The organism is Pseudomonas sp. H1_D04, from assembly GCF_054683855.1.
The window spans coordinates 1,410,420-1,433,104 of sequence record NZ_CP162826.1 but is presented as its reverse complement, the minus strand read 5'-3'; the positions used below and the strand labels follow the sequence as shown (position 1 = coordinate 1,433,104).

The window sequence follows — 22,685 nt, the reverse complement described above, 5'->3', positions numbered from 1 at the left end:
TCGAAATGCGTCGTCTCTGTTTGATTTTGTTATCCCTTGGGCTGGGCGCGTGCTCCAGCCCTAACCCTTATGTGGCGGCTTCTGCGCCCATGCCACCGGCGCCGGCCCAGGCAGCCACTACGTTCGATGCCAGTGCGTACCCAGCGCCGGTACGCGACTACGGGGCCTACCGTAATTGGGCCTGGCGCAACGGCCAACTGCCGGCGGGCTCGGCATGGGCTGATTCGGCGCAGATTGCCGAAGCCGTCAGCGGCGCCCTCGACCAGCGTGGCCTGCGCCCTTTGCACGACAACCGGGCGCCCGACCTGCTGGTCAGCGCGGATGTGCGCCTTGAGAAGCGTCTCAAGCAAGTCCAGGACGATTATGGCTACGGTTACGGCGGCTATAACCGCTACGGCAATGGCTATGGCATGTACAACTCGGCGCCGATCGTGCGCACCTACGAGGTGACGGTTGCGGTGGTGCGGGTCAACCTGTTTGATGCCCGCAGCGGTCAGCCCGTGTGGAGCACCAGTGCCGAAACTGCCAGCCAGGGCAGCCTCAGCGAACGTGCTGACGCTTTGCGCCAGGCCGTGCAAAAGGCCATGACCGCTTACCCGCCCAGTTAACCGCTATTCTCATTTCAAGCGCAGTTCGCTCTTTGGAGAAAACCATGTTTCGTCGCATCGCTATGCTCGCTTTTGTCGTGCTGCTGGGCGGTTGCCAGACCAACCAGGTCAACCACGATTTTGACGCCAGCCGAGACTTCGGCGCCTACCGCAACTGGGCCTGGAAAGATCCGGCCCTGCAATACCGCCCAGATGATCCACGGATCAAGAGTGACCTCACCGAACAGCGCATCCGCCAGGCGGTAGGCGAGCAACTCGACCAACGGGGCCTGCGCCCAGCCGCAGCCGGCACCAAGGCTGACCTGATCGTTCAGGCCTACCTGATCGTCGAAGACCGCCAGCAACAAGTCACCACCAATTACGGCGGCGGCTGGGGCGGCCCGTGGAACGGCTACTGGGGTGGGCCGATGTACAACGAAACGCGCAACATCACCTACAAAGTGGCGACCATCCAGATCGACCTGCTCGATGGCAAGGACGGCAAACTGGTATGGCGCGGCAGTGATGAGCAGATGATGGGCAGCACGCCCAACCCACAGGACCGCAACAACGCGATCCGCACGACGGTGACGCGCATCCTCTCCAGCTATCCGCCGCACTGACTTCAGCCGCCGCGATTTGTGGCGCTTGGCCAGCGCACATTCCAAGCCTTGTCTACACTCCACAGCACCTACGGAGAGTAAGCGCTAAGGAGTGCTCGATGTCTCCCGGACTTCGTTGCAGGCAGCGTGGTGCGATCGGCTTGATGGCGGCCTTGACGCTCGGTTTGGCGTTGGTCTTCTTACTGCTGGTGGTCGACAGCGGGCGGCTCTATCTCGAAAAGCGCAAGTTGCAAGGCATTGCCGACATGGCCGCGCTGGAAGCGGTCCAGCGCAATGGCGATTGCCTGGCCGCGAACAACAACACCGCCACCACCTATGCCGGCGCCAGTGCGGTGCGCAACGGCTACATCATTCCCCCCGCCAATGCACTGGACGTGCGCTGTGGTTCGTTGACCACGGCGGCTTCGAATCTACGGGTGTTTTCCGCAGATGCCACCAAGCGCGATGCGATTCAAGTGATCGCCTCGCGCCCGGTGTTGACCAGTGTCGCCGGTGGTATCTGGTCGATGTTCAATGGCGGCGCCTACAGCCTGACCACCCTGTTGACGGCCAAGGCCGTGGCCGCGCCGAAGATTTTGCCGCCCCAGGCGCAATTGACGATCAAGTCCACGTTGGTGACGGTCAACTCCACCGATTCCGCCGCGCTGAACCTGCTGTTCGGCAAGTTGTTGGGCGGTAACCTGTCGCTCGATGTGGCGGGTTGGCAGGGGTTGGTGGACACCGATCTCAACCTGTTGAGTTACCTGAACCAGTTGGCACTGAACGTGGGCGTCCAGGCGGGCAATTACGACGAGTTGCTGGCCAAGAACCTCAAGCTCGGTCAACTGATCGATGCGGCGGTAACCGTGCTTCAAGCCGGGTCGGGTACCGCGACGGTGGCCGCCTCAGGGCTTACGAAGATCAATGCATTGGTGGGCAATCTCGACGTGACGCTGGGCAGCCTGTTGCAATTGCAGACAGGGGCAGTGTCCGCCGGGCTTAACACCACGTTGAACGCGTTCCAGCTGGCTGAGGCATTTGTGCAATTGGCCAACAAGAAGAACGGGGTGGTGGCTGCGGTGCCTGTGACCATTCCCGGTGTGACGGCGAATCTCAAGCTCAAGGTCATTGAGCCACCCATACTGTCCGCGATCGGTGACCCCACCTATGCCAAGAATAAAACCGATGCGAGTACGCGGATTTATGTGCGCACGGCGCAGGTAAGCCTGGGGCTGACAGTGACGCTGCCGGTACTCAACATCCCTGCGGTGAATCTGGTTGTGAACGGCTTGGTCGCTCCGCTTACGGACGTGCTGAACAATTTGCTCAGCCTGAACCTGGCCGGGACTGTCAGTTCGCTGCTGTGTGCCGTGGGAGGCGTTCCTTGTCAGACCACAGACTTGAGGCTGCTGTCTTCCGCCACTAACCCGCCGGTTCCCAGTGTGGATGTGATTCTTGAGCTGGGCATTGCTGAAAGCTATGTCACAGGGTTTACCTGCGCGAGTGACGCGACCAAAACGCTGACCACCCAAACCAATGCGTCGGTGGTGAGCATCAAAGTCGGCCAGAGCCCTACCCTGATCGATTCACTGGGAGCCAGCCCGCCGCTGGCGTCCGTGCCACCGCTGCCGGTGATCGATATAGGCGCGGTGACGTGCCTCAAGCCGCTGCTCGGGCTCGGGCCCACCGTCTGCGATTACCCTAATCGCAAAGCGTTTTATGGTGGGGGGATTGGGATGCTTATCGACCCCAGCGTGGGCTCAGTGACTTCGGCGGGGGGCGCTTACACCTACAACCAGCCACCGGAGATCAAGCAGCCACCGCTCTATCATTCGCTATCGACTGCTAGCCTGGTGACGTCCCTCGGACAGGCTTTGCAAACAGGGCTGAAATTCCAGGTTTACAAGCCTACGGGGTTCAATCTGCTGGGCGGGTTATTGGCGACCAGCGCAACGCTGCTTAACGATTTGAATAGCACGCTGGGCAACGTCATCGGCACTGTCCTTAGCCCAATTGTCGACCCGCTGGTAAACGGCTTGCTGTCCACCTTGGGCATCAACCTCAACAAAGTTGAAGTCGGCGCCAACCTCAGTTGCAGACCCCACGGGCAAGCGGCATTGGTGCTTTAAGCCTCCACGATCGGTAACTCCACACAAAACCTGGCGCCTTCTGCGCCATTGACGACGCTCAGCCGGCCGCCCATGTTTTCCACAATTCCGTAGCTCACCGACAACCCCAGCCCCGTGCCCACGCCAATCGGCTTGGTGGTGAAGAACGGCTCGAAAATCCGTTCCAGCAGGCGAGGGTCAATACCGCCGCCGTTGTCCTCGACCCAGATCCGCACGTGGCGGCTGTCGTGCTCGCAATGCAGTGCGATCCAAGGGCGCAGTGCCGGGTTCTGTTCGCGATTGCTCAGCAGTGCATCACGGGCGTTGACCATCAGGTTGATCAGTACTTGTTCCAACTGGTCGACGTAGCCTTTGACCTGCACGGTGAAGTCCACCGGGGTGACGCGCAGGTCCATGCCTTTGCCCTTCAAGCCTTCGCTGAGCATCGACAGCGTGCCCTCCACCGCCTGTGCCGGGTCGAAGGGCTGCTGCTCGATTTCCGAGCGGCGCCCAAACACCCGCATATGGTCCACCACCCGCGCCGCGCGCAGCACTTGGGCGTCGATGCGCTGAAGTTTTTCGGTGAGGTAATCGACGTCTGCGTTGCCGCTACTCAGGCGCTTGAGCACGTTGACGATGGCCATGCGCATCACGTTCAGCGGTTGGTTGATTTCATGCGCCAGGCCCGTGGCCATTTCGCCGAGGGTGGCCATCTTGGCGCTTTGGGTCAGCTGTTGCTGGGAGCGGCGCACTTCCGTGTTATCCCGGCCTACGGCTTGCACTTCCACCAGCGCGCCGCGCTCATCAAACACCCCGCGGTCCGACCAGACCCACCAGGCATGCTCGCGGCCAGGCAGTTCCAGGCTGATTTCGGCGGTGCTGACCGGGAACTCCGGAGTCAGTTGGTTGATGCGCTGCTCAAAGGCTTGGCGCTGCTCTACCGACAACCAATGCCCCAGGTTCATCCCCGGCAGCTGCGTGGGCAAACATTCCAGATAGTTGGCCAGCGGTGTGTTGCCGAAGGTCAGGGTCAGGTCTGGTCGGTAGCGGCAGATCATGGCCGGGGAGTCTTCCACCAGGATGCGATAGCGCTCTTCGCTCTTTTTGATCTGTTCGGCGGCCAGGGTCGCTTCGGTGACGTCCAGCCATAGCCCGACGGCCTCTACCGGTAGACCCAGTTCATCGCGCAGCAGCTTGGCTTCGTCGAGCAGCCAATGGTCTACGCCGTGTTTATCGCGAACGCGGTAGCGGCTGCGCACGTTGCCTTCGCGAAGCAGTTGGCGAGTGCGCTCGAAGTAGAGGTCACGGTCATCGGGATGAATCCATTCGATAAGACTGGCCGGCGTGCATTCTTCGAGGGTGCGGCCGAGTAGAGGCAGCAGGCTGTCGCTGAAAAACAGCGGCTGCAGGGTGCCTTCGACATACCGTTGTACGTAGATGATTGCCGGTGAGCTGGCGATCAGGTTGTCCAGCCTTGCGTGAGCGGCGGCGGCTTGATGCTGCTGGTTTTTTATATCGCTGATATCCAGCATGAAGCCGATCAGCCGCCGTGTGCTTCCCACCCCTAACGCTTGGCCTTGAACGCGGTACCAAAGGGGGTTTTGTGCGGCGTCCATACGATGCAGACGTACGCTGGTGGACACCGGTTTGCTCGTTGTCTGCAAGTCTTGCAGGCGACTGGCGAGCTCCTGGCGGTCAGCGGGGTGGATCAGCATCAGCCACTCTGTCAGGGCCATGCGCGGGGTGCTGTGGTTGGGGCTCAGGTGCTGTAACAACTGCGGTGCCAGCTGGATCTCTTCAGTGTCTGGTTCGAGTTCCCACCAACCGGTGCCCAGTAACCCCTGCAACGCTTCCAGCCGGTCAAGTTGCTGCTGATGACGCTGCTCGCGAAGGCGGCTGAGTAATGGGGCGGCGATGGCGGCGGTCAGTTGGAGCCAGTCACGGTCACTGGCCTTTTCTTCGCCGCGATAAAACCCGCAAAGCAGCCAGGCGGCAACGCCATGGTCGTCACGGTAGGGCACCAGGAAGCCTGCGGCATTGTTGAAAATGCCCTGCAAGCGCGGGTGCTCGCTGTGGCCATGGTTCAGGCTCAGGTTCAAGGGGGTCTTGCCGTCGAGGCTGTCCAGCGCGGTTCCCAGGGGCTGTCCGTCGTGCCACAGGGCAGGTGCATCGTGTGCGCGATAGTGGCTGTGGATCAACCAACCCTGCTCCTGGCTATCGAGCAGGGCAATGGCGACACAGGGAATCTGCAAGCATTGCGCAATGCTTTGCAGGTTGTCTTGGAGTTCCTCGGGCAGGCGCGCCAGGCTGCAAACCCACAGTCGCTCACTGATCTGGGCACTCAGGTACTGATTCTGTTCGCGGGTTTCAGCTTGATTGCGGTGGGCAATCAAGTCGCCGATGTCGAGCAGTTGTAATACCCAGCCATCACCTTGAGGTTGAATCCAGCCTCGGGTTTGCAGGACGCGCCCCGCATGCGCCTTGAAATCCAGGTCCAGGGTTTGTCCTTGCCAGTCGCCGGGGCAGCCCTCGATCACCACGGCGCTGTGGGCATCTACATAGTCCAGCAGTGGCATCGGTTGTTGCGAGTCGGTTGTTTTCGCCAAGCGATGGCGCAGCGCGCCGTCGGTTTGCAGCACGCGACCCTGATTATCCAGATAAATGTGCAGGCCGGCGTTCGCGGGGGCGTGTGCTGGCGAAGCAGAGATACCCGGAGGGCGGCCCAGGAGTCGATCGAAAAACCTTTCCCCCGAGTTCAAAACTGCAGGCTCGCTTGGGCCGAGAGTGTCGTAGGCAAGTTGGGCACAGTGCCGAAGCCCGGCAGGACCAGGAAGGGCAGAACGCTCTTGAGGTTGTCGGAGGGGTAATTGATTCGTACGGTCAGCATCCCGGTGCCCGAATAGTCAGCTGTGACATAGGCCGGTACGAATTTGAAGGCCGGCGGCAGCCACTGCAATTGCGCCTGGGCGGCACTGATCGCGCGGGTTTTCAGCGCATCGGTGTAGCCAGGCGTCGTAGGGTCAAGCGCCACGCCGCGTCTTACACCTTCTGCCGTTGCCTGGTTGAACGATTGCAGCAGCAGTAACGGCAGGCTGTAACTGACCAAACCATAAAACACGGCAAAAAAAATCATGAATACCATCGCGAACTCAAGCGCGGCGGCACCTTTCTGTTTTCTAGGGAGGCCCTTTTTCATGACTGCGTCTACCCTGACAACCACTACCTGATATCAGCATAGAATCATTCAGCGAAAAGGGATTTTTTTACGTGATTCATAGCCTGTTGCTGTTTGTTTGGCTGGCGTTATGCGCCGTGCAAGATATCCGTCAACGCCAGATCGCCAACCGCCTGACGTGGGGTGGGTTGCTGCTGGCATTGGTTTATTTGCTCTGGAGCGGGTCCACCTGGCTAGGGGCATCCGCTGCCGAGGGCGGATGGGCGTTTACCCTGGCGCTGCTGTTTACCTTGCCCGGTTATGCCTTAGGTCGGCTGGGCGCGGCGGATGTGAAGTTATTGGCGGCGTTGGCGTTGGCAACCAACAGCCAGTACTTGCTCGGCACGTTTGTCGGCGCAGGGCTGGCGAGCGTTGCATGGTTGTTGGTGGCGCCCAGGATGTGGCCGCTGATGAATCAAGGAGTTAGAAACGCTCTTTGTCACCTTGAGCCGCAGGCGTCAAACAAACAGCCATTTGCGCCCTTTTTGTTCGTCGGATTTGTACTCGCTTGGGCTTGGATCCCATTAGTCGTGACGTAGCCTAGTGCTATGTACATAGTAAGAAAGTACGTCTACGTTTAAGGGTGAGTTGTACGGAAAATAAGCGGTTGGAATGGAACGGTTGGTCTTTGGCTTGCCCAGGCATGGAGTCGCGCGTGAACAAGCTTACCTCTCTAGTGAAAGTGCTCGTTGTCGATGATCAACCTTTGATCGTGGAAGAGCTGTGCGAATACCTCGAAAGCAGCGGCTATCGCTGCATCCCATGCCATTCCAGCCTCCAGGCTGTAAAACGTTTCAGCGAAGACGCTGACATCGGCCTGGTGCTGTGCGACCTGCATATGCCGGAAATGGACGGTATCGAGTTGGTGCAGGCGTTGCAGCGTTTGGCCGGTAAACAGCGTGCCTTTGAATCCATCATGCTGACGGGGCGCGCCGACAAACAAGATGTCATCAAGGCCCTGCGCGCAGGAATCGCGGACTATTATCAAAAACCGATCAATCTCCCCGAGTTGCTGGAAGGGTTGCAACGTCAGGAGGCGGTGCTGCAGGAACGGCATAAAAGCCTTGAGCTGGGGCACCTGAACCAGAAGCTGCAATACCTGTCGGCGTCCATCGATGACCTTTATCACGATCTCGACAAGGTGCGTAGCAACCCTCAATCCTCCATCACCGCCACCGAGGCGCAGGGGGAGGGTGAAGCACTTGATGTGGAGATGCCGGTTATTTTCAAACAGCTGTCACCGCGTCAATTGGACGTTGCACGGCTGGTGGGCAAGGGGCAGACCAACTACCAGATTGCCTGTGAGCTGGGCATCACTGAAAACACGGTGAAGCTCTACGTTTCCCAGGTGTTGCGCCTCACCCATATGCATAACCGCACGCAGTTGGCGCTGGCGCTGTCACCGAGCAATTCGGCGATACGCCAGCGGGTGACCGCCCACTAGTTGCTACCGCTCGGCGAGGTACCGCCTTGTTTCTGGTCGTAGTACTCAGGAATAGGGTGCTTGTAGCTCTCTATCAGGCGCAGCATGGCGCCCTCGCGTTCAGCGGGGGTCGCCTTCTGCGGCTTGGACGACGCCAGTTGGCCGCTGACCTGCAGCTGTAGCCAGCCTTCGGTCTGTTTCTGTTGAGGCGAAGACGGGCCGGGCTCAATGGCCATGGCGGTCAGGGGCAGCGTTGCCAGCAGCAGGTTGGCGAGCAATGCGAGTTTCATCTGGATTCTCCCTGATTGACTGACTTGATAGGCGCCTGCAAGGCATCTCTGACAGCCGCTATTTGATCCTTGGCGGGCGACGCAGGCGAACGCTTGAGTTGCTGCGCCCGGGCCTGGGCCTGGCTGACTTGAACGGGGCTCAACCCCATGCGACTGACCACTTGTGCGGCCTGCCCCCAGTTGTCCTGGTAGATCAGCAGGGTCACCAGGTTAATGGCGGCCAACTGATTGCTCTGGTTGAGCTCCATGGCGGTGAGGAACTCGAAACGTGCATCGTCCATACGCAGTTGGTTGAGGTAGACCACTCCTAAGTCATTGCGGATTTTTTCATCGGTAGGCGAGAGCTGGGCGGCCCGTTGCAAATGGGCCAGTGCTTTACCGTTGTCGCCCTTGGCGACGGCGAGTTGCCCGAGTCCATGTTCGCCTTCAGCCGACAAGCATGTACCCAGCAGAGTTTTGTACAACGGCTCTGCGTCGTTGCGCCCTAACAGCCGGTAGACCTTTGCTTTGCGCAAGCGTACTTGAGGCAAGGAGTCCGGCAGATTTTGCAGATTGGCCAGGCTGGCGTGCAGCTTGCCGTCGTTGGCCATGTCGTCGGCGAGGTTCAGCGAAAGCTCCTGGTCGGCGCTGGGCTTGGAGCAACTGCCGTTAGCGGCGAACCCGGACCAAGGCGTCTGGCCCAGGTTCGCGCAGCCGCTCATGAGCAACAAACTGCACGCGGCAATCAGTGTTTTCATCGGTTGTCCTTTCAAGGCCCCATGGCCTTCGAGATGGCGATAAAGCCGGGACCGGCCAGTACGATCAGTAACGCCGGAAACAGAAAGACCATCATGACCACGGACATCTTGGCCGACATCTTGGAAATGTATTCCTGCATGCGCGTCAGGCGCCGGTCGTCCAGCAGTTGCTTGAGTGCCTGCAGCGACTTCATGGCGCCGCCGCCCTGATGCAGCAGCTGTTGCAGAATCGTGCAGGTGTCACTGAACTCATCGACGCTCAGCATCAGGCTGGTTTTGTTCAACTCTTCGCCAAGCTCCAGGCCCGAGTCCACCCTGGCCAGCACAATGCGCAATTCCGAAGTGAGTACCGGCAGCAGCTTTTGCGCTTCTTGGGACATCACGCGCAAGGTTTGCTCAACGGCCATGCCGGATTCAAACAGGATGCGCAGCAGCGGAATGAAGGTCGAGATTTCCTGGGTGATCTGCTCCTGGCGCCGTTTGGCCAGCGACGCGAGCACGCGCTTGGGCAGCAGGTAACCCGTGGCCAGCCCGAGGAAGGGCGCTAGCCAAACGGGGTCCGCATCAGGGAAAAACACGCTTTGTATCAGCAGCGTCAGGCCCAGCAGTACCAGTGGCGCGCCCACTTGGCAGGCGGCGAACATCGAGCGCTGCCCGGCCTTGCGCCAGCCAATACGGTTGAGCAGGGTTTGGGTTTCGTTGTCGAGGCTGATGGTGCGTTGGCCAATCCGGGTGTTGCCCAGCGTGCGCAACCATCGGCCTATCTTGTCTTCACGCTCGGTCTCGCCCTGCAGCCGAGAGGTGACCACGCGCTGTTGACGACGGTGAGCCAGGACGTTACCGACCAGCAGTAACGTCGCTGCGAAAAACAATACTGCGCTGATCAACATGGCCATGTCAGACGCTCCTCAGCATGCGCCACAGGGCGATGCAACCGAAGACCTGCATGGCGAAGGCACCAATCAACATCCACCTGCCGCTGTCATCGGCCCACATACCCACCAGATACGTTGGGTTGGTCACCAGGAAGTAACCGGCCACGCTGATCGGCAGCAACGCCAGCACCACGGCGGTCACGCGAGTCTCCCCCGTCATCGCCCTGAGTTGGCGAGCGCCCTGGTCCCGTTCGCGGATCATTTTGATCAGGTTTTCCAGCAACTCGCTGGCGTTGCCGCCATAGCGATGATTGACCTTCAACCCCAGGGCAAAGAGGCGCAGCTCATCCTGTTCGTAAAACTCGGCAAAGTCGTGCACCGCATCCGGCAGGCTGACCCCGAGGATGACATTGCGCTTGATGCGTCCCATGGACTTCTTCAGCGGGTCATCACTGGCTTCAATGCCACCCAGCACGGCGTCCGCCAGCGTGCGGCCGGATTTGAGGCTGCGTACGGCGTGATCGAGCAACTGAGGCAATTGCTCGATCATCCGGCGCAAACGGCGTTGATAGCGCAGGGCCAGGTAGAACCGCAGGATCAGTGGCGGCAGTACGACCATCGTCAGCAAGCCCAGCCATTCGGCAGCCAGGAAACCGAGCGCCACGCCAAAGCCCCAAAGCATGAGCCATAGCCCCAGGCGTTCGGTGGGCTTGCCCAGGCCGGCACGGATGAACATACGTTCAAGGCTGGTCACGACGGCCTTGTCATTCACTGCCTTAGGTTGGCCCTGGCCCAGTCGCTCCATCACACGCTCGGCCTGTGCCTGGCGCAAGCCACTGCGCATCATGTGCGTCGCCAGCAACAGCATGCCCAGAGAGATCAATGCGAGCAGGATCGGACCGATCATCAGGCGGCTCCTACAACGGCAGCGGGATTTCGCGGCGCAGTTTGTCGCCGGCGGGGTTGATGGCTTCGCGCAGGAAACCGAAGCCGGTGCGTTTGTCATGCCGGAACAGTGTGTTGGTGACGTACACGTCATCACGCACGCCCACGACTTCCACCACTTCACTGACGCAACGGCGACCGTCGGGCAAACGCGTCAGTTGGATCACCACATCCAGTGCCGCGCAGATCATCTGGCGCAGGGTTTTCTCCGCGACCACACGGCCGGTGAGTCCCACCAGCGTCTCCAGGCGCAGCAGCGCATCCTGTGCGTTGTTGGCGTGCACGGTGCTCATCGACCCGTCGTGGCCGGTGTTCATCGCCGTGAGTACATCGAGCACTTCCACGCCACGAATCTCCCCCAGAATGATGCGGTCCGGGCGCATCCGCAGGGCGTTGCGAATCAGGTCGCTGGCCTTCACTTCGCCGTGCCCTTCGGCATTCGGCGGGCGGGTTTCCAGGCGTACTACGTGGGGGTGGCCCAGTTGCAGTTCGGCCACATCTTCGATGGTGACGAGCCGCTCATGGGGGTTGATCAGTTGGCTCAGAATGTTCAGCAGCGTGGTTTTACCGGTGCCGGTACCGCCGCTGATCAAGATGTTGCAGCGCTTGCCCACGGCCTCTTGGAAGAACTCGAAAATCAGTTGATCGATGGTCTGCATGGCCATCAGGTCGCTGCTTTTGAGCATGTCCTTGCGAAACTTTCGGATCGACAGGCAGGGCCCGTCCAGGGCAATCGGAGGAATGATCGCATTGACCCGACTCCCGTCCGGCAACCGCGCATCGACCATGGGTGACGACTCATCCAGTCGTCGCCCCAAGGGTGCGAGGATGCGTTGCATGACCCGCTCCACATGGTGGTCGTCGATAAAACGCAGGTCGCTTTGGTGCAGCAGGCCATCGCGTTCGACGAACACTCGGTGGGGGCCGTTGACCAGGATTTCAGTGACGGATGTATCGCGCAGCAGCACCTCAAGCGGCCCGAAACCGGTGAGTTCGTCGACGATTTCTTCTGCCAGGCGCTCCATTTCATAGCGGGAGATCGCCAGGTGCATGCGGGTGATGTACTCGGCGACTTTATCCATCACAAATTGCGCCAAAGATTGGCGCGTGCCTTCCAACAGGTTTTTCCCCGACTCCTCTATGGCATCGATGATGTAGCGGTGCAGGACCAGTTTGAGGCCGTCGTGATCGGTGTTGTCGACGGTGCCGCGTAAGGGCGAACCGAACAGTTTATCGCTGCTCATTTCGTACTCCAGAGACGGGTAAGCCAGTTGGCCGGTGGTTTCTCAAGGCCTTCGGAGCGTTTGGCCAGGCGCTCGCCAAGGGTGCGCAGGCCTTGGGTGAGCGGCTCGCGGGGCGATAACGCAAATAAGGTCTGGCCCTGATTTTTGGCATTCAGGCGGATTTCCGCGCTCAGGGGCAGCACCGCAATCACTTCCAGGCCGAAGGTCTTGCCCAGCGCTTCGGCCTCCGGTGCGGCGCCTTTGATATAGCGGTCGACCAGCAGACGGCCGTGCTCCAGTTTCATGCCTTTTTCACGCCATCGATTGAGCACCGCCAGGTTGCGTCGGCAGTCGAGCACGCTTTGATCGGTGCACCACAGCAACTTGTCGCAATGGCTGACGAAGGTGCGCAGCGCTTCGCTGTCCGGCTGGCCGGTAAGGTTTACGACAATGTGCTGGAAGTGTTGGCGCAGGGCGCTGAGCAGCATGTACAGCTCGGCAGCGCTGGTTTGCTCCAGCGATTCGTCGCCGTCGGTGTAGGCCAGAATGCGCAGACCAGCCTCGGCCGAGGTAAAGGCGCTGTTGATCAAGGTGGCATCCAGGCGTCGTAAGTGGCGCAGGGCATCACCGAAGTGAAACGAGCTTTCCAGGCCCAACAGCGCCAGGCTGTCGCCCCGAGGCAGTCCCAAATCCAGTACCAGGGTTTGCTGCCCGCTTTTTTGCACCACTTGCGCCAGGTGGGTGGCCAGTAACGCGCCGTCGGTACCGCACTGGGTGCCATAGAGCACCGTCAGGCCACCCAGGTGAGTGGTGTGGCTGACCGTCGGCAGGCGCTTGCTCAGGCGTCGAACCAGGCCGGCCACTTCACTGGAGCGCGAGCCATAGGCGACAAAGTCGCGGGCGCCGGCCCGCATGGCATTGAGTACGAGTTGATTGTCCATGCCGTCGCCCAGCGCGACGATGGCCAACATGGGTTTGGCCTCCAGTGCCCCTTCAATCAGGGCACATTGCGTGGTGACGTTTTCACGGTCCAGTCCGATGAAGACCAGGTTGGCGAAGGTCACGTCGACCAGTGCCAGCAGTTCGTCCAGACTGCCGCCGCCGGCACTGACCACTTGGCCCAACGGTGCAAGCGCGCCCTGAAGCCACTCCAGATCGGTGCTGTTACGCGTTATTGCCAGAAACGTTTGGCTCAGGCTTTCGCTCATTGGGACAGCCCCGTGCGACGGTCGAAGTTGCCATTTTCAAGGAAAAACAGGCGGTACCAATTAGGGTCGTAGCTGCGCAGCTTTTCGCCGGGCAGGGACGGCAACTGCGCATCGGCCGCCAGGGGTTGTACGAGGTGGGGGGTGACGATCATCAGCAACTCTTTTTCCTCGCGGCTGATGTTGGAATCGCGGAAGAACGCACCCAGGATCGGGATGTCGCCCAGGCCGGGAAATTTGTTGATGGTGGAACGGTTGTTGGTACTGATCAGGCCACTGATGACGAAGCTTTCGCCATCGGCCAGGGACACGCTGGTGTCGGTGCGACGCACAGTGAGTGCGGGTACCTGAATGCCCTGGATCTGCACGGCGTTGCTGTAGTCCAGTTCGCTGACCTCCGGTGCGACCTTGAGGGTGATGCGGTTTCGATCGACCACGGTGGGGGTCAGGGTCAACCGAATACCAAACTCTTTGTACTCGATGGAGATGGTGTCGCTGCCGGCGCTGGGCACCGGCACAGGCACTTCGCCCCCGGCCAGGAACGTTGCGCTTTGCCCGCTCAGGGCGACCAGGCTGGGTCGCGCCAAGGTGTAGGCAAAACCGCTGCTTTCCAAGGCATTGATCATCGCCGACACGCGCCCGCCGCCGAAGCCGATATTGAAGTTGGAGGCGCTCACCGGCAGAGCCAAGGTGTTAGCGCTGGGCACCGCGAGGTTGGGGCTGCCGATCAGGAAGTTTTTGCCAATCCCCAGGATCGAGGTGCTTGCCTCCTTGAGCTTGGTGCGACTGACTTCGACGAAGCGGATATCGGTCTGTACCTGGCTCGGCAGCAAGGGGTCGTCCGAGGGGGACAGCGACAAGCTGGTTAACGCTGAAGTGGCTTTGCCTTTGACGAACACCATGCTCTGGCGTGGGGTGTTAGAGCACGCGGTCCAGATCATAAGGCTGGTGGCGCCTTGGGAGATGCCAGTCAGCAGGAACGCCTGGTTGCCGTTGACTTGAACGTCGGCGATTTTGGGGTCGCCGACCGCCAGGCGGGTAATGGCAACCGGGGATTGCATGGCTTGTTGCATGCCTTCACCGACTTCGAGCGTCGCAGGAAGCTTGCCCAGGCTGGCGCAGTTGCCCGGTGCTGCCTGTGCGAGCGCGATGGGCAGCGTCAGGGTGACGAGGGCCCAGAACGCTCGTGAAAAAAACCTCAGGGAACGACTGCTCATTCAAGGCATCCTTAGCGCTATCTGGGCGTTTGTTGAGTAACCTGGTTGCCGCGTATCACCTCGACACCCGAGCGACGTGGAGCGCTGGTGGTGGCCGATGGGCTGAAGTTGCTGGTGGGTGGTGCAGTAAAGGCCAACTGATTGAACTGGTAGAGGTCGCGCTTGGCGTTGTCGAGGTTTGCCGCTGATTCATTGGTGCCCGACCAGTACTGGCTCAAGCGTTGTTCGTCAGCGCTGCGCAGGGCCAGGCGCATTGCACCGGCTTGCGTGGCAAGCACCAACCGACTCATCAGTTGTTCTGGAACGGCCAGCAACACGGTGCGCGCACTGGCACGGCTCTGTTGTTGCTTGGCTTTGTCTTCGGCCGTTGTTGCTACAGGGGAGCCGGGTTTACCGTCATTGGTCAGCCCGAGTTGGTCACCCACTCCAAGCAGGCGAAGTGCGGGGACTACGGTTTGCGCCGAGGGTTGCGGGTTACCGTTTTCCTGGCGCAGGTACAGCATCACGTCAACATAATCACCCGGGTTCAATTGCCCAGCGGCGCCGGTTACTTCATCCACGGCAACGGCCAGCGCGCGTTCGTCAGAGCGGATCATCCGGGCGAGGCTTCCGCCAGCCTCGAAGCTTTGTTCGGTCAGCCAGGTTCCGGCTTCCAGGCTGCGCCAAGGCGTGCGTCCGATGGCTTGCTCCAGCGTGGTGAGGCTGCCAGCCGGTGCAGTGCGCAGTTTTTCCAGGGTCAGGTCGGCGGCGGTGAGGGCGACGAAGGGCGGCACGTCGTGGGCCAGTACCACCACGGGTTGACGTGTCGGGTCTTCGACGGGGGCCGTTGAAGAGGGGGTGGCAACGGGCTGAGCAACCACGGCGGCCGCCGGTTCCGGACGGCTCAACACGAGGCCCCAATAACCGGCAATCAGCGCTCCCAACAAGAGCAACCCGGCCAGAATCATACTGATGCGACTGCTCATAAAGGCTCTCCCTTTCCCACTGCAGAACCTGCTGTCTGGTCCATCCAGCACTGCGCAATCAGTTCACTATCAAGGTCTAACTATTTCGCTATTTGAAGGTAGTTCAGCTAGGACGAAATGCCATTACTCCTTGGAAAATTTCTCTTCATTAGTGGGAAATAAGGTTCTTCAGGCGTCATCGATTTGGCTACTACTTTGTGATTAGTCGCTTATTACAGTTGTTGGGAGTGGATTTGCCGACAATGCTCTAATGGCACAGCGAGATCATGCTGTAGCCCAGCTACATCAGCGCCCGGAGCGCAAAGGAGAAGTCAAATGTTCCTTGACGTCATTCGCAAGGTGTTTATCAAAATCCAGATTTTGTCTTACGGAAGAGAGGGGGCCTCCGGTATCGAATATGCAATTGTCGCGGCGATGTGTGCAGCGGTGATCGGGCTGTTCATGACGCCCATCAGCACTAAAGTGAAAGCCATTTTTACATCGATTCAGACCGGTATCGGCACTTGAGCTTTTAACCCTTGTTGGAGAGTCGCATGTCAGCAATTGGCAAGGTGTTCTTAAAGCTTCAACTGATGGTCTGCGCCAGGGATGGCGCTTCCGGTATTGAGTACGCCATTGTGGCTGCCATGTGTGCAGCTGTGATCGGTATCTTCATGACGCCCATCAGCGACAGAGTCACTGCGCTGTTCAAGTTGGTCGAAGCCAGTATCTTGTCCACTTGATCAATGGCGCGATACGACTACCCTGAGTGCACGTTTAGTATCAGGATCCTTACATGAGCCCCATGTCGTCCCCCCGGCAACAAATCCTGTTAGTGGACGACGAAGAGGACGCGCTGATCGAGCTCGCCGAATCCCTCGGAAACGAGGGGTTCGTGTGCTTTACGGCAACATCCGTCACCTTCGCCCTGCAAGAGTTGACACTTCACCCCGATATCGCCTTGGTCATCACCGACCTGCGCATGCCCGAGGAAAGCGGTATCTCCTTGATCAAGCGCCTGCGCGAACACACCTCACGCTCGCACCTGCCGGTGATTGTGATGTCCGGTCATGCCGAAATGGATGACGTCAGCGACATGCTGCGCCTGCAGGTCCTGGATCTGTTTCGCAAGCCGATTTACCTGGTGCGGTTGATTGATACGTTGGACAGCTTGTTTCCTCTCAGCAAACGGTAGGGCTTTTGGGGACTGCTGCGCAGTCGAACACGAGCAAGCCCGCTCGCCACAACAAGCCCTCTTACCACAGCAAGCTCGTCTGCCGCAGAACCCCGCTCAGCCTAAACTGAGCGCTGTAGGCCTTGTCAGAGTTGATAGCTGAAACTCAACGTATACCGCGGCTGGCGGTTGAGGCTGTCGAGGGCCTCGTCCGACATCGGCTTGGCCGCTTCGAGCGCGATGTTGTAATACTTCGCGTCGCCAAAGCGCAGGCCCACGGCGGCTGAAGACAGGTTGTTGCCTTTGATGGGCTGGTCGTTGAACCAGGTCTTGGCACGGTCGAACACGATGTAGGGTTGCAGGATTCTTACCCACTCGCCTGCACGGTTGTAGCTGTAGTTGACCTCATAGGCCATGCCCCAGCCCTTGTCGCCCGAGCCTTGATCATCGGGGTAGCCACGGCCGAAGTTCTGCCCGCCGAAGGTGGCGCGCTCGCTGTCGGGCAAGGTGTCGTCACTCCAATAGAGCGCTCCTGACAGCACGCCCTGAACGTTGCCGAACAGCTTGTTGCTTTGCACGCCCGACAGGCGCAGGCGGAAGAAGTCCAAGTCAGGTTTGAGGCCTTCGAGGTCGCTGCGTGTCTTGGCGCCCATGCCGTCGATGCCTTGGTACAGCCCCGCGCTGAGGATGCGCAGTTGGTCGGCGTCGGCCTTGCGCCAGTCGCCTTCGAACGCCACGGCGCGCAGGTTGGTTTCGATGTCAAAGCGCTGGGGAAATCCCACCAGTTGATAGCGGGTTTTCTGGTCGACCCCATAGAACCGCGTGCCCAGGGTCAACGACTCGGTGGGCGAGGCGATCAGCGGGTGACTCAGGCCAATGGAGAATCGGTCGATTGCCTGATGGGGCTTGAGTTCGAAGCCGCCGCCCAGTTGCAGGTTGGTGCCGGGGTCGGCGCGATAGCGTTCACCGGATAGCACCAGTTGGGTGCCCTCGGCATTGACGAATTGGCTGTAGGCGGCGCGGTAGTAGTGTTCTTTGTCGTCGCCCGGTGGGAACAGGCCGCTCACGCTCAGTTGTTCACCCATGGCGGTCTGGGAATTGCTGGTGGCGGTTAACAAGGCTTGCGTGCCGCCACGACTGGCTTGGTTGAGGCTCATGCTGGTGGTGAAAGGCTTGCGGCTGGCAGTGATCTGCATGTGGGTGCCGCCGTCGGTGGTGCCAGGTGGCGGCACTTGCGCTTGCAAGGTGACGCCGGGGATCGCGCCCATGAGTGTGGTGTAGCGCTCGAAGGTTTTACGGGTCAGTGGGCGCTCGGCCTTGAGTTTGTCGGCGAGCTTTTCGACGTAGGACGACACTGAGCCAATATCGCCTTGTACTTGGTAATCGCGGATATAACCCTCCACCAGAATGACGTGCACCAGGCCGTCATCGAAGCGTTGCTCCGGGAGAAACGCATAGGACAGCAGGTAGCCGTCTGCCTGGTAGCGCCGGGTGATGCTGCGTGTCGCCTCGATCAATTGGGCCAGGTTGGTTTCGTGGCCGATCAAGGGCTCGAACGCCAAGGCAACGTCGTTGAGCGGGTAGACCGTGCCGCCGTCGATCTGCAGTTTGCGAATGGTCACCTTGGTGTCCATCAGTAACGGTTGCGCCTCACTCGCCGCAGGGGTGGGCAGCTGCGTTTGCGGGGTGTTCGGGCGGTAGGCATCGGCGGGCAGATTGGGCACCGGCAGGTTGCGGATGGTGTCGTTGCTATTGAGGAAGCTGGGCAGGGTATCGGCGTGGGCGTAAGCACTGAGGGTGAGCAATAACAACGGTGTCAAAGCGCGCATAGGACACTCCATGGTCAAAGCAGCAGCGTTTCGCAGGTGCCCGCCGGGCTCTGAAGGCGCGGTTCGGGTGTTTTTCAGGGGCCGTTCAGTGGCCCTAAAAAAAGACGAGAGATTTATTAGATCTCTCGTCTCAACCAAGCGTAGGCGCTGTAGGTGAGGCCGTCTAATCGGCCAGGTGCAATTCTATTTTTTGCCGGTGAGGCCACCGAGCAACCCCCCCAGGCCACCGCTGGTGCTGGCCCCGGCACTGGCACTGGCGCCGGCAGATGCGCTGCCGCCCAGGTTCAAGCCGCCGCCGAGCAACCCGCCGCCGCTGGTACCGCCGGTGACCAGGCCGCCCACCGACGCCACGGTGCCGCCGACAGCGCTCACGGTGCCGCCCAGGGCGTTGGTGACCGGGTTGGCATTGGCGCCGCTGATTTTGCCGCCCAGGCTGTTGACGGCGCCGCCGACGTTAGTCACCAGGCCATTGACTGGCGCGCCCAGGCCGGTGGCGTTGCCGACGTTTTGGGTCAGGCTGGCGATGCCACTGGTGGCAGGGTTAAGTGCGCTGCCGAGGTTGGTGGTCACCGCCATGATCGGAGCGCCCGCGGCGGTGTTTGGAGTGCCGCTGCCGCCCAGCAAGGTGCCCAGAGATGCCACTTTGCCGCCGGCGCTGGCGCCGGTGACGCCAGCAGCGCTCACCACGCCATTGGTATTGCCGGCGTTGAGGCCGTTGCCGGCGCCGGCGATGACACCACCGATCAGTTCCGGCAGACCGAGTTTGATGCCACTGCCGCTACCGCCGCTGTTGCCGGTGGCTGGGTCGACATAGCCGCTTGCGGTGCCGACCACGGTGCCGACGCCATTGAGCAGGTTACCCACGGCGCCGGTCACAGGGTTACCGGTGCCGCCAGCGCCGGCGACTTTATCGCCGAGGCCATCGACGGTACTGCCGACTTTATCCAGCAGGCCGCCGACCGGGCTGTCCAGGCCCGTTGCGTTGCCAACTTTGCCGGTGGTTTTTTCCACCAGCGAGACGACCGGCACCAGCACTCGGGCGCCCACGGCATTTGTCACATTGCCCAGCGGGCCGGTGGTGCTGGCGGTGCTCAGGGTATCGCCGAGCATGGTCACCACGTTGCCGACTTTGTCGACCGCGCCGCCCACCACTGGCGCAGTTGCGCTGACCACGGGCACTTTACCCAGCAGCGTGCGCACGTTAGCGCCGGTGGTGCTGACGCCATCGCCCAGATCGGAAACACCTTGGCCTACGCCGTCGAGGGTGTTGCCCAGTGCATTGCTGTCAGTGCCCAACGAGCCTAGCCCATCCGACAGGCCGTTGCCGATGCTGCCGACCGCAGTGCCTGTGGCCACCACCAGACCTTGGGTGGTCGCGCCAACAATCGGCAAGCTGCCGAGGGTGGTGCCGAGACTGCTGACGGTGCCGCCCACGCCGGTCACGGTGTTGCCCAGCGTGTCGACGACGGTCGCGGTGACCAGTGGCGTGGTGGTGCCGCCACCAGTGCCTCCGCCAGTGCCGCCACCGGTACCTCCACCAGTGCCGCCACCGGTGCCTCCACCGGTACCGCCACCAGTGCCTCCACCAGTGCCTCCACCGGTACCTCCACCAGTGCCGCCACCAGTACCGCCACCGGTACCTCCACCGGTTCCGGCAGTATCCGAAGAGGAGGAGCCGCTACTGTGATGCCCGCCACCACCGCTGCTGCAGCCACCGAGTGTCATTGCTATTGCCAGGGCCAACGCGGTACTTGCTTTCCAAAACACTACTTGAGTTTTCATGATTGAGTTCCTTGCACCCGTACAACCTTAGTTGTCTTCAAACGCTCGTTATTTCTTGGGATAGCGATGCGTTTGTCCGTAGGTCTATAACAGACCCGGGTGCGTGTTCCCTCAAGGCTCAACTTGGTATTAACGATTTATATAGAGGGCGTGAAGTGTGTGCTTAATGACTAGTCGTAAGGGTATAAGGGGAGGGCGTATCAAGATGTATATGTCTATTGAATCAGTCGCTTAGATAAACAAATAGCGGACTTTTTCAAGTCCGCTATTACTTATGGCGTATATATACAATTAAGCAGGTTTTGTTATGCGATTGGCCGCCATTTCCCCACCATATGTTCAATATCTCCCGCGCCCTTCAACAGTAATTCGCCACTGGAACCGGCGGTGCTGCTGTGCAACGTCACTTCGCTGGGCAGGCGCACCGGTTTTTTGAATACCACTTCGATTTCTACATTGGCAGCGGGCAGGTGCTCACCGAGTGCGGCCAGTGTGCGGGCCTTGTTCCACAGTCCATGGGCGATGGCCTGGGGGAAGCCAAACAACTTGGCGGTCGGGGCACTCAGGTGAATCGGGTTGTAGTCGCCGGAGACCCTCGCATAGCGACGGCCGATATCCGAAGGGGCCTTCCAGTGGGTCAGTTCGCTGATGTGTGCAGGTGTGGGCTGGGTGTCATCGGCAGCTTCGCCTTCGAGTTTTACGCCCCGGCAGAGCATTCGGCTCTCGGCTTCCCACAGCACTCCGAGAGAATCTTCGACGGTGGTTACCACCTCAAAGGTTGCGCCCTTGGCGTGAGGTTGGAGGTTTTGCGCGTGCACGCTTACGAAGAGTTCGTTTACCCCGCCCAATGGGCGATGGATTCGAATGCAATTGCTCAGGTGGATCAACCCCAGCAACGGGAAGGGAAATGCCTTGGCCGTGAGCAGCTGCATTTGTAATCCAAACGCCAGGATGTGTGGGTAGGTCGCCGGTAGGATCGGGCTGTCGGCAAAACCGCAGACCTTGCGATACGCCGCGACGTCCTTGGGGTTGACGCTGACCCGGCAGCGCAGCCCCTGTTCAGGCAGTGTGCTGCCGGTAATCTTGCGCTTGAGCGCCGCTCGCCAATACAACGGCGGCAGAAACGGGGTATTGCCTAAGGTCTGCCATTCCATGCTCACGCTCCCAATAGACTTTGCCCGCACACCCGCAATGCTTGCCCGCTGACCGCGCCGGAACCTGGCTGGCCCAGCCAGGCCACAGCTTCGGCGACGTCCTGCGGCAAACCGCCTTGGCCCAGGGAGCTCATGCGGCGCCCGGCTTCACGCAGGGCGAACGGGATGTGTGCGGTCATCTGGGTTTCGATAAAGCCTGGCGCCACGGCATTGATGCTGATCCCGCGCTCTTTGAGCAACGGCGCCCACGCCTGCACCAGGCCGATCAAACCCGCCTTACTCGCGGCATAGTTGGTTTGCCCACGGTTACCAGCGATGCCGCTGATGGACGCCAGCACCACCACGCGGGCGTTGTCGTGCAGGCTGCCGCTGTCGAGCAGCGCTTTGGTCAGTACCTGCGGTGCATTGAGATTGACCGCGAGCACCGCATCCCAGTATTCCGGGGTCATGTTGGCAAGGGTTTTGTCACGGGTGATACCGGCGTTATGCACCAGAATATCGAGGCCATCGGGCAGGTGTTCGATCAACTGGCTGGCGGCGTCTTCGGCGCAGATATCCAGCACCACCGTGCGAGCACCCAAGCGCGCCGCCAGGGCTTCGAGGTCGGCCTTGGCCTGGGGGACGTCAAGGAGAATGACCTCAGCGCCGTCGCGGGTCAGGGTTTCAGCGATAGACGCGCCGATGCCACGCGCCGCACCCGTGACCAGCGCCTTGCGCCCGGCCAGTGGGCGGGTCCAGTCCTCAACGGGCGTGGCGCAAGCCTCCAGGCGAATCACCTGGCCGGAAATGTAGGCGCTTTTCGGTGAGAGGAAGAAACGCAGCGCGCCTTCCAGCTGGTCTTCGGCACCTTCGCCGACGTAGAGCAATTGCAACACACCGCCGTTGCGCAGTTCCTTGGCCAAGGAGCGGCTGAACCCTTCCAAGGCCCGCTGGGCGCTGGCGGCAAACGGGTCGCTGAGACTTTCCGGGGCGCGGCCGAGGATCACCAGGTGGGCGCTGTTATCGAGGTTTTTCAGCAGGGGCTGGAAGAACTCGCGCAGTTGCTTGAGCTGGTCGGTGTGTTGCAGCTCGCTGGCATCGAACACCACTGCCTTGAGCTTGGGGCCGTGCCCGGGAATCCACGTCGATGACTCGGCGCCGTAGGTATAAATCGCGTCGGTGAGTTTGTTGGCAAATGCCTGCACCTTGCGTGTCAGGGCTCCACCGCCCAGCAGCAGTGCACCGTCTACCGGGCGTAGGCGTCCGGCTTGCCAGCGTTCCAGGCGTACCGGTGACGGCAGGCCAAGGGCGGCGACCAGGCGATGGCCGAGGCTTGAGTTGGCGAAGTCGATATAACGGTCAGACATGGAACGCTCTCCGAAGGCTGGGGTTCAAAG

22 protein-coding genes are annotated in these 22,685 nt (G+C 60.5%); 8 read left to right on the top strand and 14 right to left on the bottom strand.

The window, feature by feature from the left end; translation table 11 throughout:
* The first annotated feature begins 5 nt into the window (after positions 1–5).
* The 3 genes from AB4N82_RS06740 (at position 6) to AB4N82_RS06730 (ending at position 3,318) form a co-directional block, all read left to right on the top strand.
* Entirely contained in the window at positions 6–608 is a 603-nt protein-coding gene (locus tag AB4N82_RS06740; protein WP_032887142.1) for a DUF4136 domain-containing protein, read from the top strand.
* A gap of 44 nt (positions 609–652) precedes the next feature.
* Positions 653–1,210, top strand: coding sequence for a DUF4136 domain-containing protein (locus AB4N82_RS06735; protein ID WP_122764433.1), 558 nt, complete (start codon positions 653–655; stop codon positions 1,208–1,210).
* Between the two features lie 98 nt (positions 1,211–1,308).
* The gene (locus tag AB4N82_RS06730; protein WP_122764432.1) at positions 1,309–3,318 is read left to right on the top strand and encodes a pilus assembly protein TadG-related protein; all 2,010 of its coding nucleotides are present in this window, start codon (positions 1,309–1,311) and stop codon (positions 3,316–3,318) included.
* On the opposite strand, the gene AB4N82_RS06725 is transcribed toward AB4N82_RS06730, so the two are convergent.
* Positions 3,315–6,056 carry a PAS domain-containing sensor histidine kinase gene (locus AB4N82_RS06725; protein WP_122764431.1) on the bottom strand — a complete coding sequence of 914 codons (2,742 nt, stop codon included), beginning with the start codon at positions 6,054–6,056 and terminating at the stop codon, positions 3,315–3,317. The genes AB4N82_RS06730 and AB4N82_RS06725 overlap by 4 nt on opposite strands.
* On the bottom strand, positions 6,053–6,493 hold the full coding sequence (locus AB4N82_RS06720) for a TadE/TadG family type IV pilus assembly protein (protein WP_032887137.1): 441 nt from the start codon (positions 6,491–6,493) through the stop codon (positions 6,053–6,055). The genes AB4N82_RS06725 and AB4N82_RS06720 overlap by 4 nt, the downstream gene beginning before the upstream one ends.
* A 71-nt stretch (positions 6,494–6,564) precedes the next feature.
* Between AB4N82_RS06720 and AB4N82_RS06715 the strand changes: the two genes are divergently transcribed.
* Positions 6,565–7,050, top strand: coding sequence for a prepilin peptidase (locus tag AB4N82_RS06715; RefSeq protein WP_177326438.1), 486 nt, complete (start codon positions 6,565–6,567; stop codon positions 7,048–7,050).
* 116 nt (positions 7,051–7,166) lie between these two features.
* Positions 7,167–7,955, top strand: a complete 789-nt coding sequence (locus AB4N82_RS06710; protein WP_122764439.1) for a response regulator — start codon at positions 7,167–7,169, stop codon at positions 7,953–7,955.
* Here AB4N82_RS06710 and AB4N82_RS06705 read toward each other — a convergent pair.
* From AB4N82_RS06705 to cpaB, 8 genes are read right to left on the bottom strand one after another with little or no spacing between them, the layout of a single operon-like run.
* Positions 7,952–8,224 carry a DUF3613 domain-containing protein gene (locus tag AB4N82_RS06705; RefSeq protein WP_032887136.1) on the bottom strand — a complete coding sequence of 91 codons (273 nt, stop codon included), beginning with the start codon at positions 8,222–8,224 and terminating at the stop codon, positions 7,952–7,954. The two genes, AB4N82_RS06710 and AB4N82_RS06705, sit on opposite strands and share 4 nt — an antisense overlap.
* Positions 8,221–8,961, bottom strand: coding sequence for a tetratricopeptide repeat protein (locus tag AB4N82_RS06700; RefSeq protein WP_032887135.1), 741 nt, complete (start codon positions 8,959–8,961; stop codon positions 8,221–8,223). Before AB4N82_RS06700 ends, AB4N82_RS06705 begins: the two co-directional genes overlap by 4 nt.
* Positions 8,962–8,972: 11 nt before the next feature.
* Entirely contained in the window at positions 8,973–9,857 is an 885-nt protein-coding gene (locus tag AB4N82_RS06695) for a type II secretion system F family protein (protein WP_032887134.1), read from the bottom strand.
* Position 9,858: 1 nt separating this feature from the next.
* The gene (locus tag AB4N82_RS06690) at positions 9,859–10,743 is read right to left on the bottom strand and encodes a type II secretion system F family protein (protein ID WP_032887133.1); all 885 of its coding nucleotides are present in this window, start codon (positions 10,741–10,743) and stop codon (positions 9,859–9,861) included.
* Between the two features lie 10 nt (positions 10,744–10,753).
* On the bottom strand, positions 10,754–12,025 hold the full coding sequence (locus tag AB4N82_RS06685; protein ID WP_032887132.1) for a CpaF family protein: 1,272 nt from the start codon (positions 12,023–12,025) through the stop codon (positions 10,754–10,756).
* Entirely contained in the window at positions 12,022–13,212 is a 1,191-nt protein-coding gene (locus AB4N82_RS06680) for a pilus assembly protein (protein WP_032887131.1), read from the bottom strand. The genes AB4N82_RS06685 and AB4N82_RS06680 overlap by 4 nt, the downstream gene beginning before the upstream one ends.
* Entirely contained in the window at positions 13,209–14,426 is a 1,218-nt protein-coding gene (locus AB4N82_RS06675) for a type II and III secretion system protein family protein (RefSeq protein ID WP_095186493.1), read from the bottom strand. The genes AB4N82_RS06680 and AB4N82_RS06675 overlap by 4 nt, the downstream gene beginning before the upstream one ends.
* Before the next feature lie 17 nt (positions 14,427–14,443).
* Positions 14,444–15,391: a Flp pilus assembly protein CpaB gene (gene cpaB / locus AB4N82_RS06670; RefSeq protein ID WP_095186494.1), complete on the bottom strand. Its 948-nt coding sequence runs from the start codon at positions 15,389–15,391 to the stop codon at positions 14,444–14,446.
* A 315-nt stretch (positions 15,392–15,706) separates the two neighbouring features.
* Between cpaB and AB4N82_RS06665 the strand changes: the two genes are divergently transcribed.
* From AB4N82_RS06665 to AB4N82_RS06655, 3 genes are read left to right on the top strand one after another with little or no spacing between them, the layout of a single operon-like run.
* Positions 15,707–15,898, top strand: coding sequence for a Flp family type IVb pilin (locus AB4N82_RS06665; protein ID WP_032887128.1), 192 nt, complete (start codon positions 15,707–15,709; stop codon positions 15,896–15,898).
* Between the two features lie 26 nt (positions 15,899–15,924).
* Entirely contained in the window at positions 15,925–16,113 is a 189-nt protein-coding gene (locus tag AB4N82_RS06660; RefSeq protein ID WP_032887127.1) for a hypothetical protein, read from the top strand.
* A gap of 53 nt (positions 16,114–16,166) precedes the next feature.
* Positions 16,167–16,565, top strand: coding sequence for a response regulator (locus AB4N82_RS06655; protein ID WP_032887125.1), 399 nt, complete (start codon positions 16,167–16,169; stop codon positions 16,563–16,565).
* A gap of 125 nt (positions 16,566–16,690) precedes the next feature.
* Here the strand turns inward: AB4N82_RS06655 and AB4N82_RS06650 are convergent, their stop codons facing one another.
* The 4 genes from AB4N82_RS06650 to AB4N82_RS06635 all read right to left on the bottom strand — a co-directional run bounded on the left by AB4N82_RS06650 (position 16,691) and on the right by AB4N82_RS06635 (position 22,655).
* Complete coding sequence (locus AB4N82_RS06650; protein ID WP_095186496.1) at positions 16,691–18,373, bottom strand: ShlB/FhaC/HecB family hemolysin secretion/activation protein; 1,683 nt, start codon at positions 18,371–18,373, stop codon at positions 16,691–16,693.
* A gap of 183 nt (positions 18,374–18,556) precedes the next feature.
* Positions 18,557–20,155: a collagen-like triple helix repeat-containing protein gene (locus AB4N82_RS06645; protein WP_460104718.1), complete on the bottom strand. Its 1,599-nt coding sequence runs from the start codon at positions 20,153–20,155 to the stop codon at positions 18,557–18,559.
* 305 nt (positions 20,156–20,460) lie between these two features.
* Positions 20,461–21,309 carry a MaoC family dehydratase gene (locus tag AB4N82_RS06640; protein WP_122764429.1) on the bottom strand — a complete coding sequence of 283 codons (849 nt, stop codon included), beginning with the start codon at positions 21,307–21,309 and terminating at the stop codon, positions 20,461–20,463.
* Between the two features lie 2 nt (positions 21,310–21,311).
* Positions 21,312–22,655, bottom strand: coding sequence for a 3-oxoacyl-ACP reductase (locus AB4N82_RS06635; protein ID WP_122764428.1), 1,344 nt, complete (start codon positions 22,653–22,655; stop codon positions 21,312–21,314).
* Positions 22,656–22,685: the final 30 nt, after the last annotated feature.

Bases quoted from the DNA above. Each gene is read 5' to 3' on its own strand.
- AB4N82_RS06700 (WP_032887135.1), bottom strand. From the start codon at position 8,961: ATGAAAACACTGATTGCCGCGTGCAGTTTGTTGCTCATGAGCGGCTGC.
- cpaB (WP_095186494.1), bottom strand. From the start codon at position 15,391: ATGAGCAGTCGCATCAGTATGATTCTGGCCGGGTTGCTCTTGTTGGGA.
- AB4N82_RS06705 (WP_032887136.1), bottom strand. From the start codon at position 8,224: ATGAAACTCGCATTGCTCGCCAACCTGCTGCTGGCAACGCTGCCCCTG.
- AB4N82_RS06635 (WP_122764428.1), bottom strand. From the start codon at position 22,655: ATGTCTGACCGTTATATCGACTTCGCCAACTCAAGCCTCGGCCATCGC.
- AB4N82_RS06640 (WP_122764429.1), bottom strand. From the start codon at position 21,309: ATGGAATGGCAGACCTTAGGCAATACCCCGTTTCTGCCGCCGTTGTAT.
- AB4N82_RS06695 (WP_032887134.1), bottom strand. From the start codon at position 9,857: ATGGCCATGTTGATCAGCGCAGTATTGTTTTTCGCAGCGACGTTACTG.
- AB4N82_RS06650 (WP_095186496.1), bottom strand. From the start codon at position 18,373: ATGCGCGCTTTGACACCGTTGTTATTGCTCACCCTCAGTGCTTACGCC.
- AB4N82_RS06645 (WP_460104718.1), bottom strand. From the start codon at position 20,155: ATGAAAACTCAAGTAGTGTTTTGGAAAGCAAGTACCGCGTTGGCCCTG.
- AB4N82_RS06740 (WP_032887142.1), top strand. From the start codon at position 6: ATGCGTCGTCTCTGTTTGATTTTGTTATCCCTTGGGCTGGGCGCGTGC.
- AB4N82_RS06665 (WP_032887128.1), top strand. From the start codon at position 15,707: ATGTTCCTTGACGTCATTCGCAAGGTGTTTATCAAAATCCAGATTTTG.
- AB4N82_RS06690 (WP_032887133.1), bottom strand. From the start codon at position 10,743: ATGATCGGTCCGATCCTGCTCGCATTGATCTCTCTGGGCATGCTGTTG.
- AB4N82_RS06675 (WP_095186493.1), bottom strand. From the start codon at position 14,426: ATGAGCAGTCGTTCCCTGAGGTTTTTTTCACGAGCGTTCTGGGCCCTC.
- AB4N82_RS06660 (WP_032887127.1), top strand. From the start codon at position 15,925: ATGTCAGCAATTGGCAAGGTGTTCTTAAAGCTTCAACTGATGGTCTGC.
- AB4N82_RS06685 (WP_032887132.1), bottom strand. From the start codon at position 12,025: ATGAGCAGCGATAAACTGTTCGGTTCGCCCTTACGCGGCACCGTCGAC.
- AB4N82_RS06735 (WP_122764433.1), top strand. From the start codon at position 653: ATGTTTCGTCGCATCGCTATGCTCGCTTTTGTCGTGCTGCTGGGCGGT.
- AB4N82_RS06720 (WP_032887137.1), bottom strand. From the start codon at position 6,493: ATGAAAAAGGGCCTCCCTAGAAAACAGAAAGGTGCCGCCGCGCTTGAG.
- AB4N82_RS06655 (WP_032887125.1), top strand. From the start codon at position 16,167: ATGAGCCCCATGTCGTCCCCCCGGCAACAAATCCTGTTAGTGGACGAC.
- AB4N82_RS06680 (WP_032887131.1), bottom strand. From the start codon at position 13,212: ATGAGCGAAAGCCTGAGCCAAACGTTTCTGGCAATAACGCGTAACAGC.
- AB4N82_RS06730 (WP_122764432.1), top strand. From the start codon at position 1,309: ATGTCTCCCGGACTTCGTTGCAGGCAGCGTGGTGCGATCGGCTTGATG.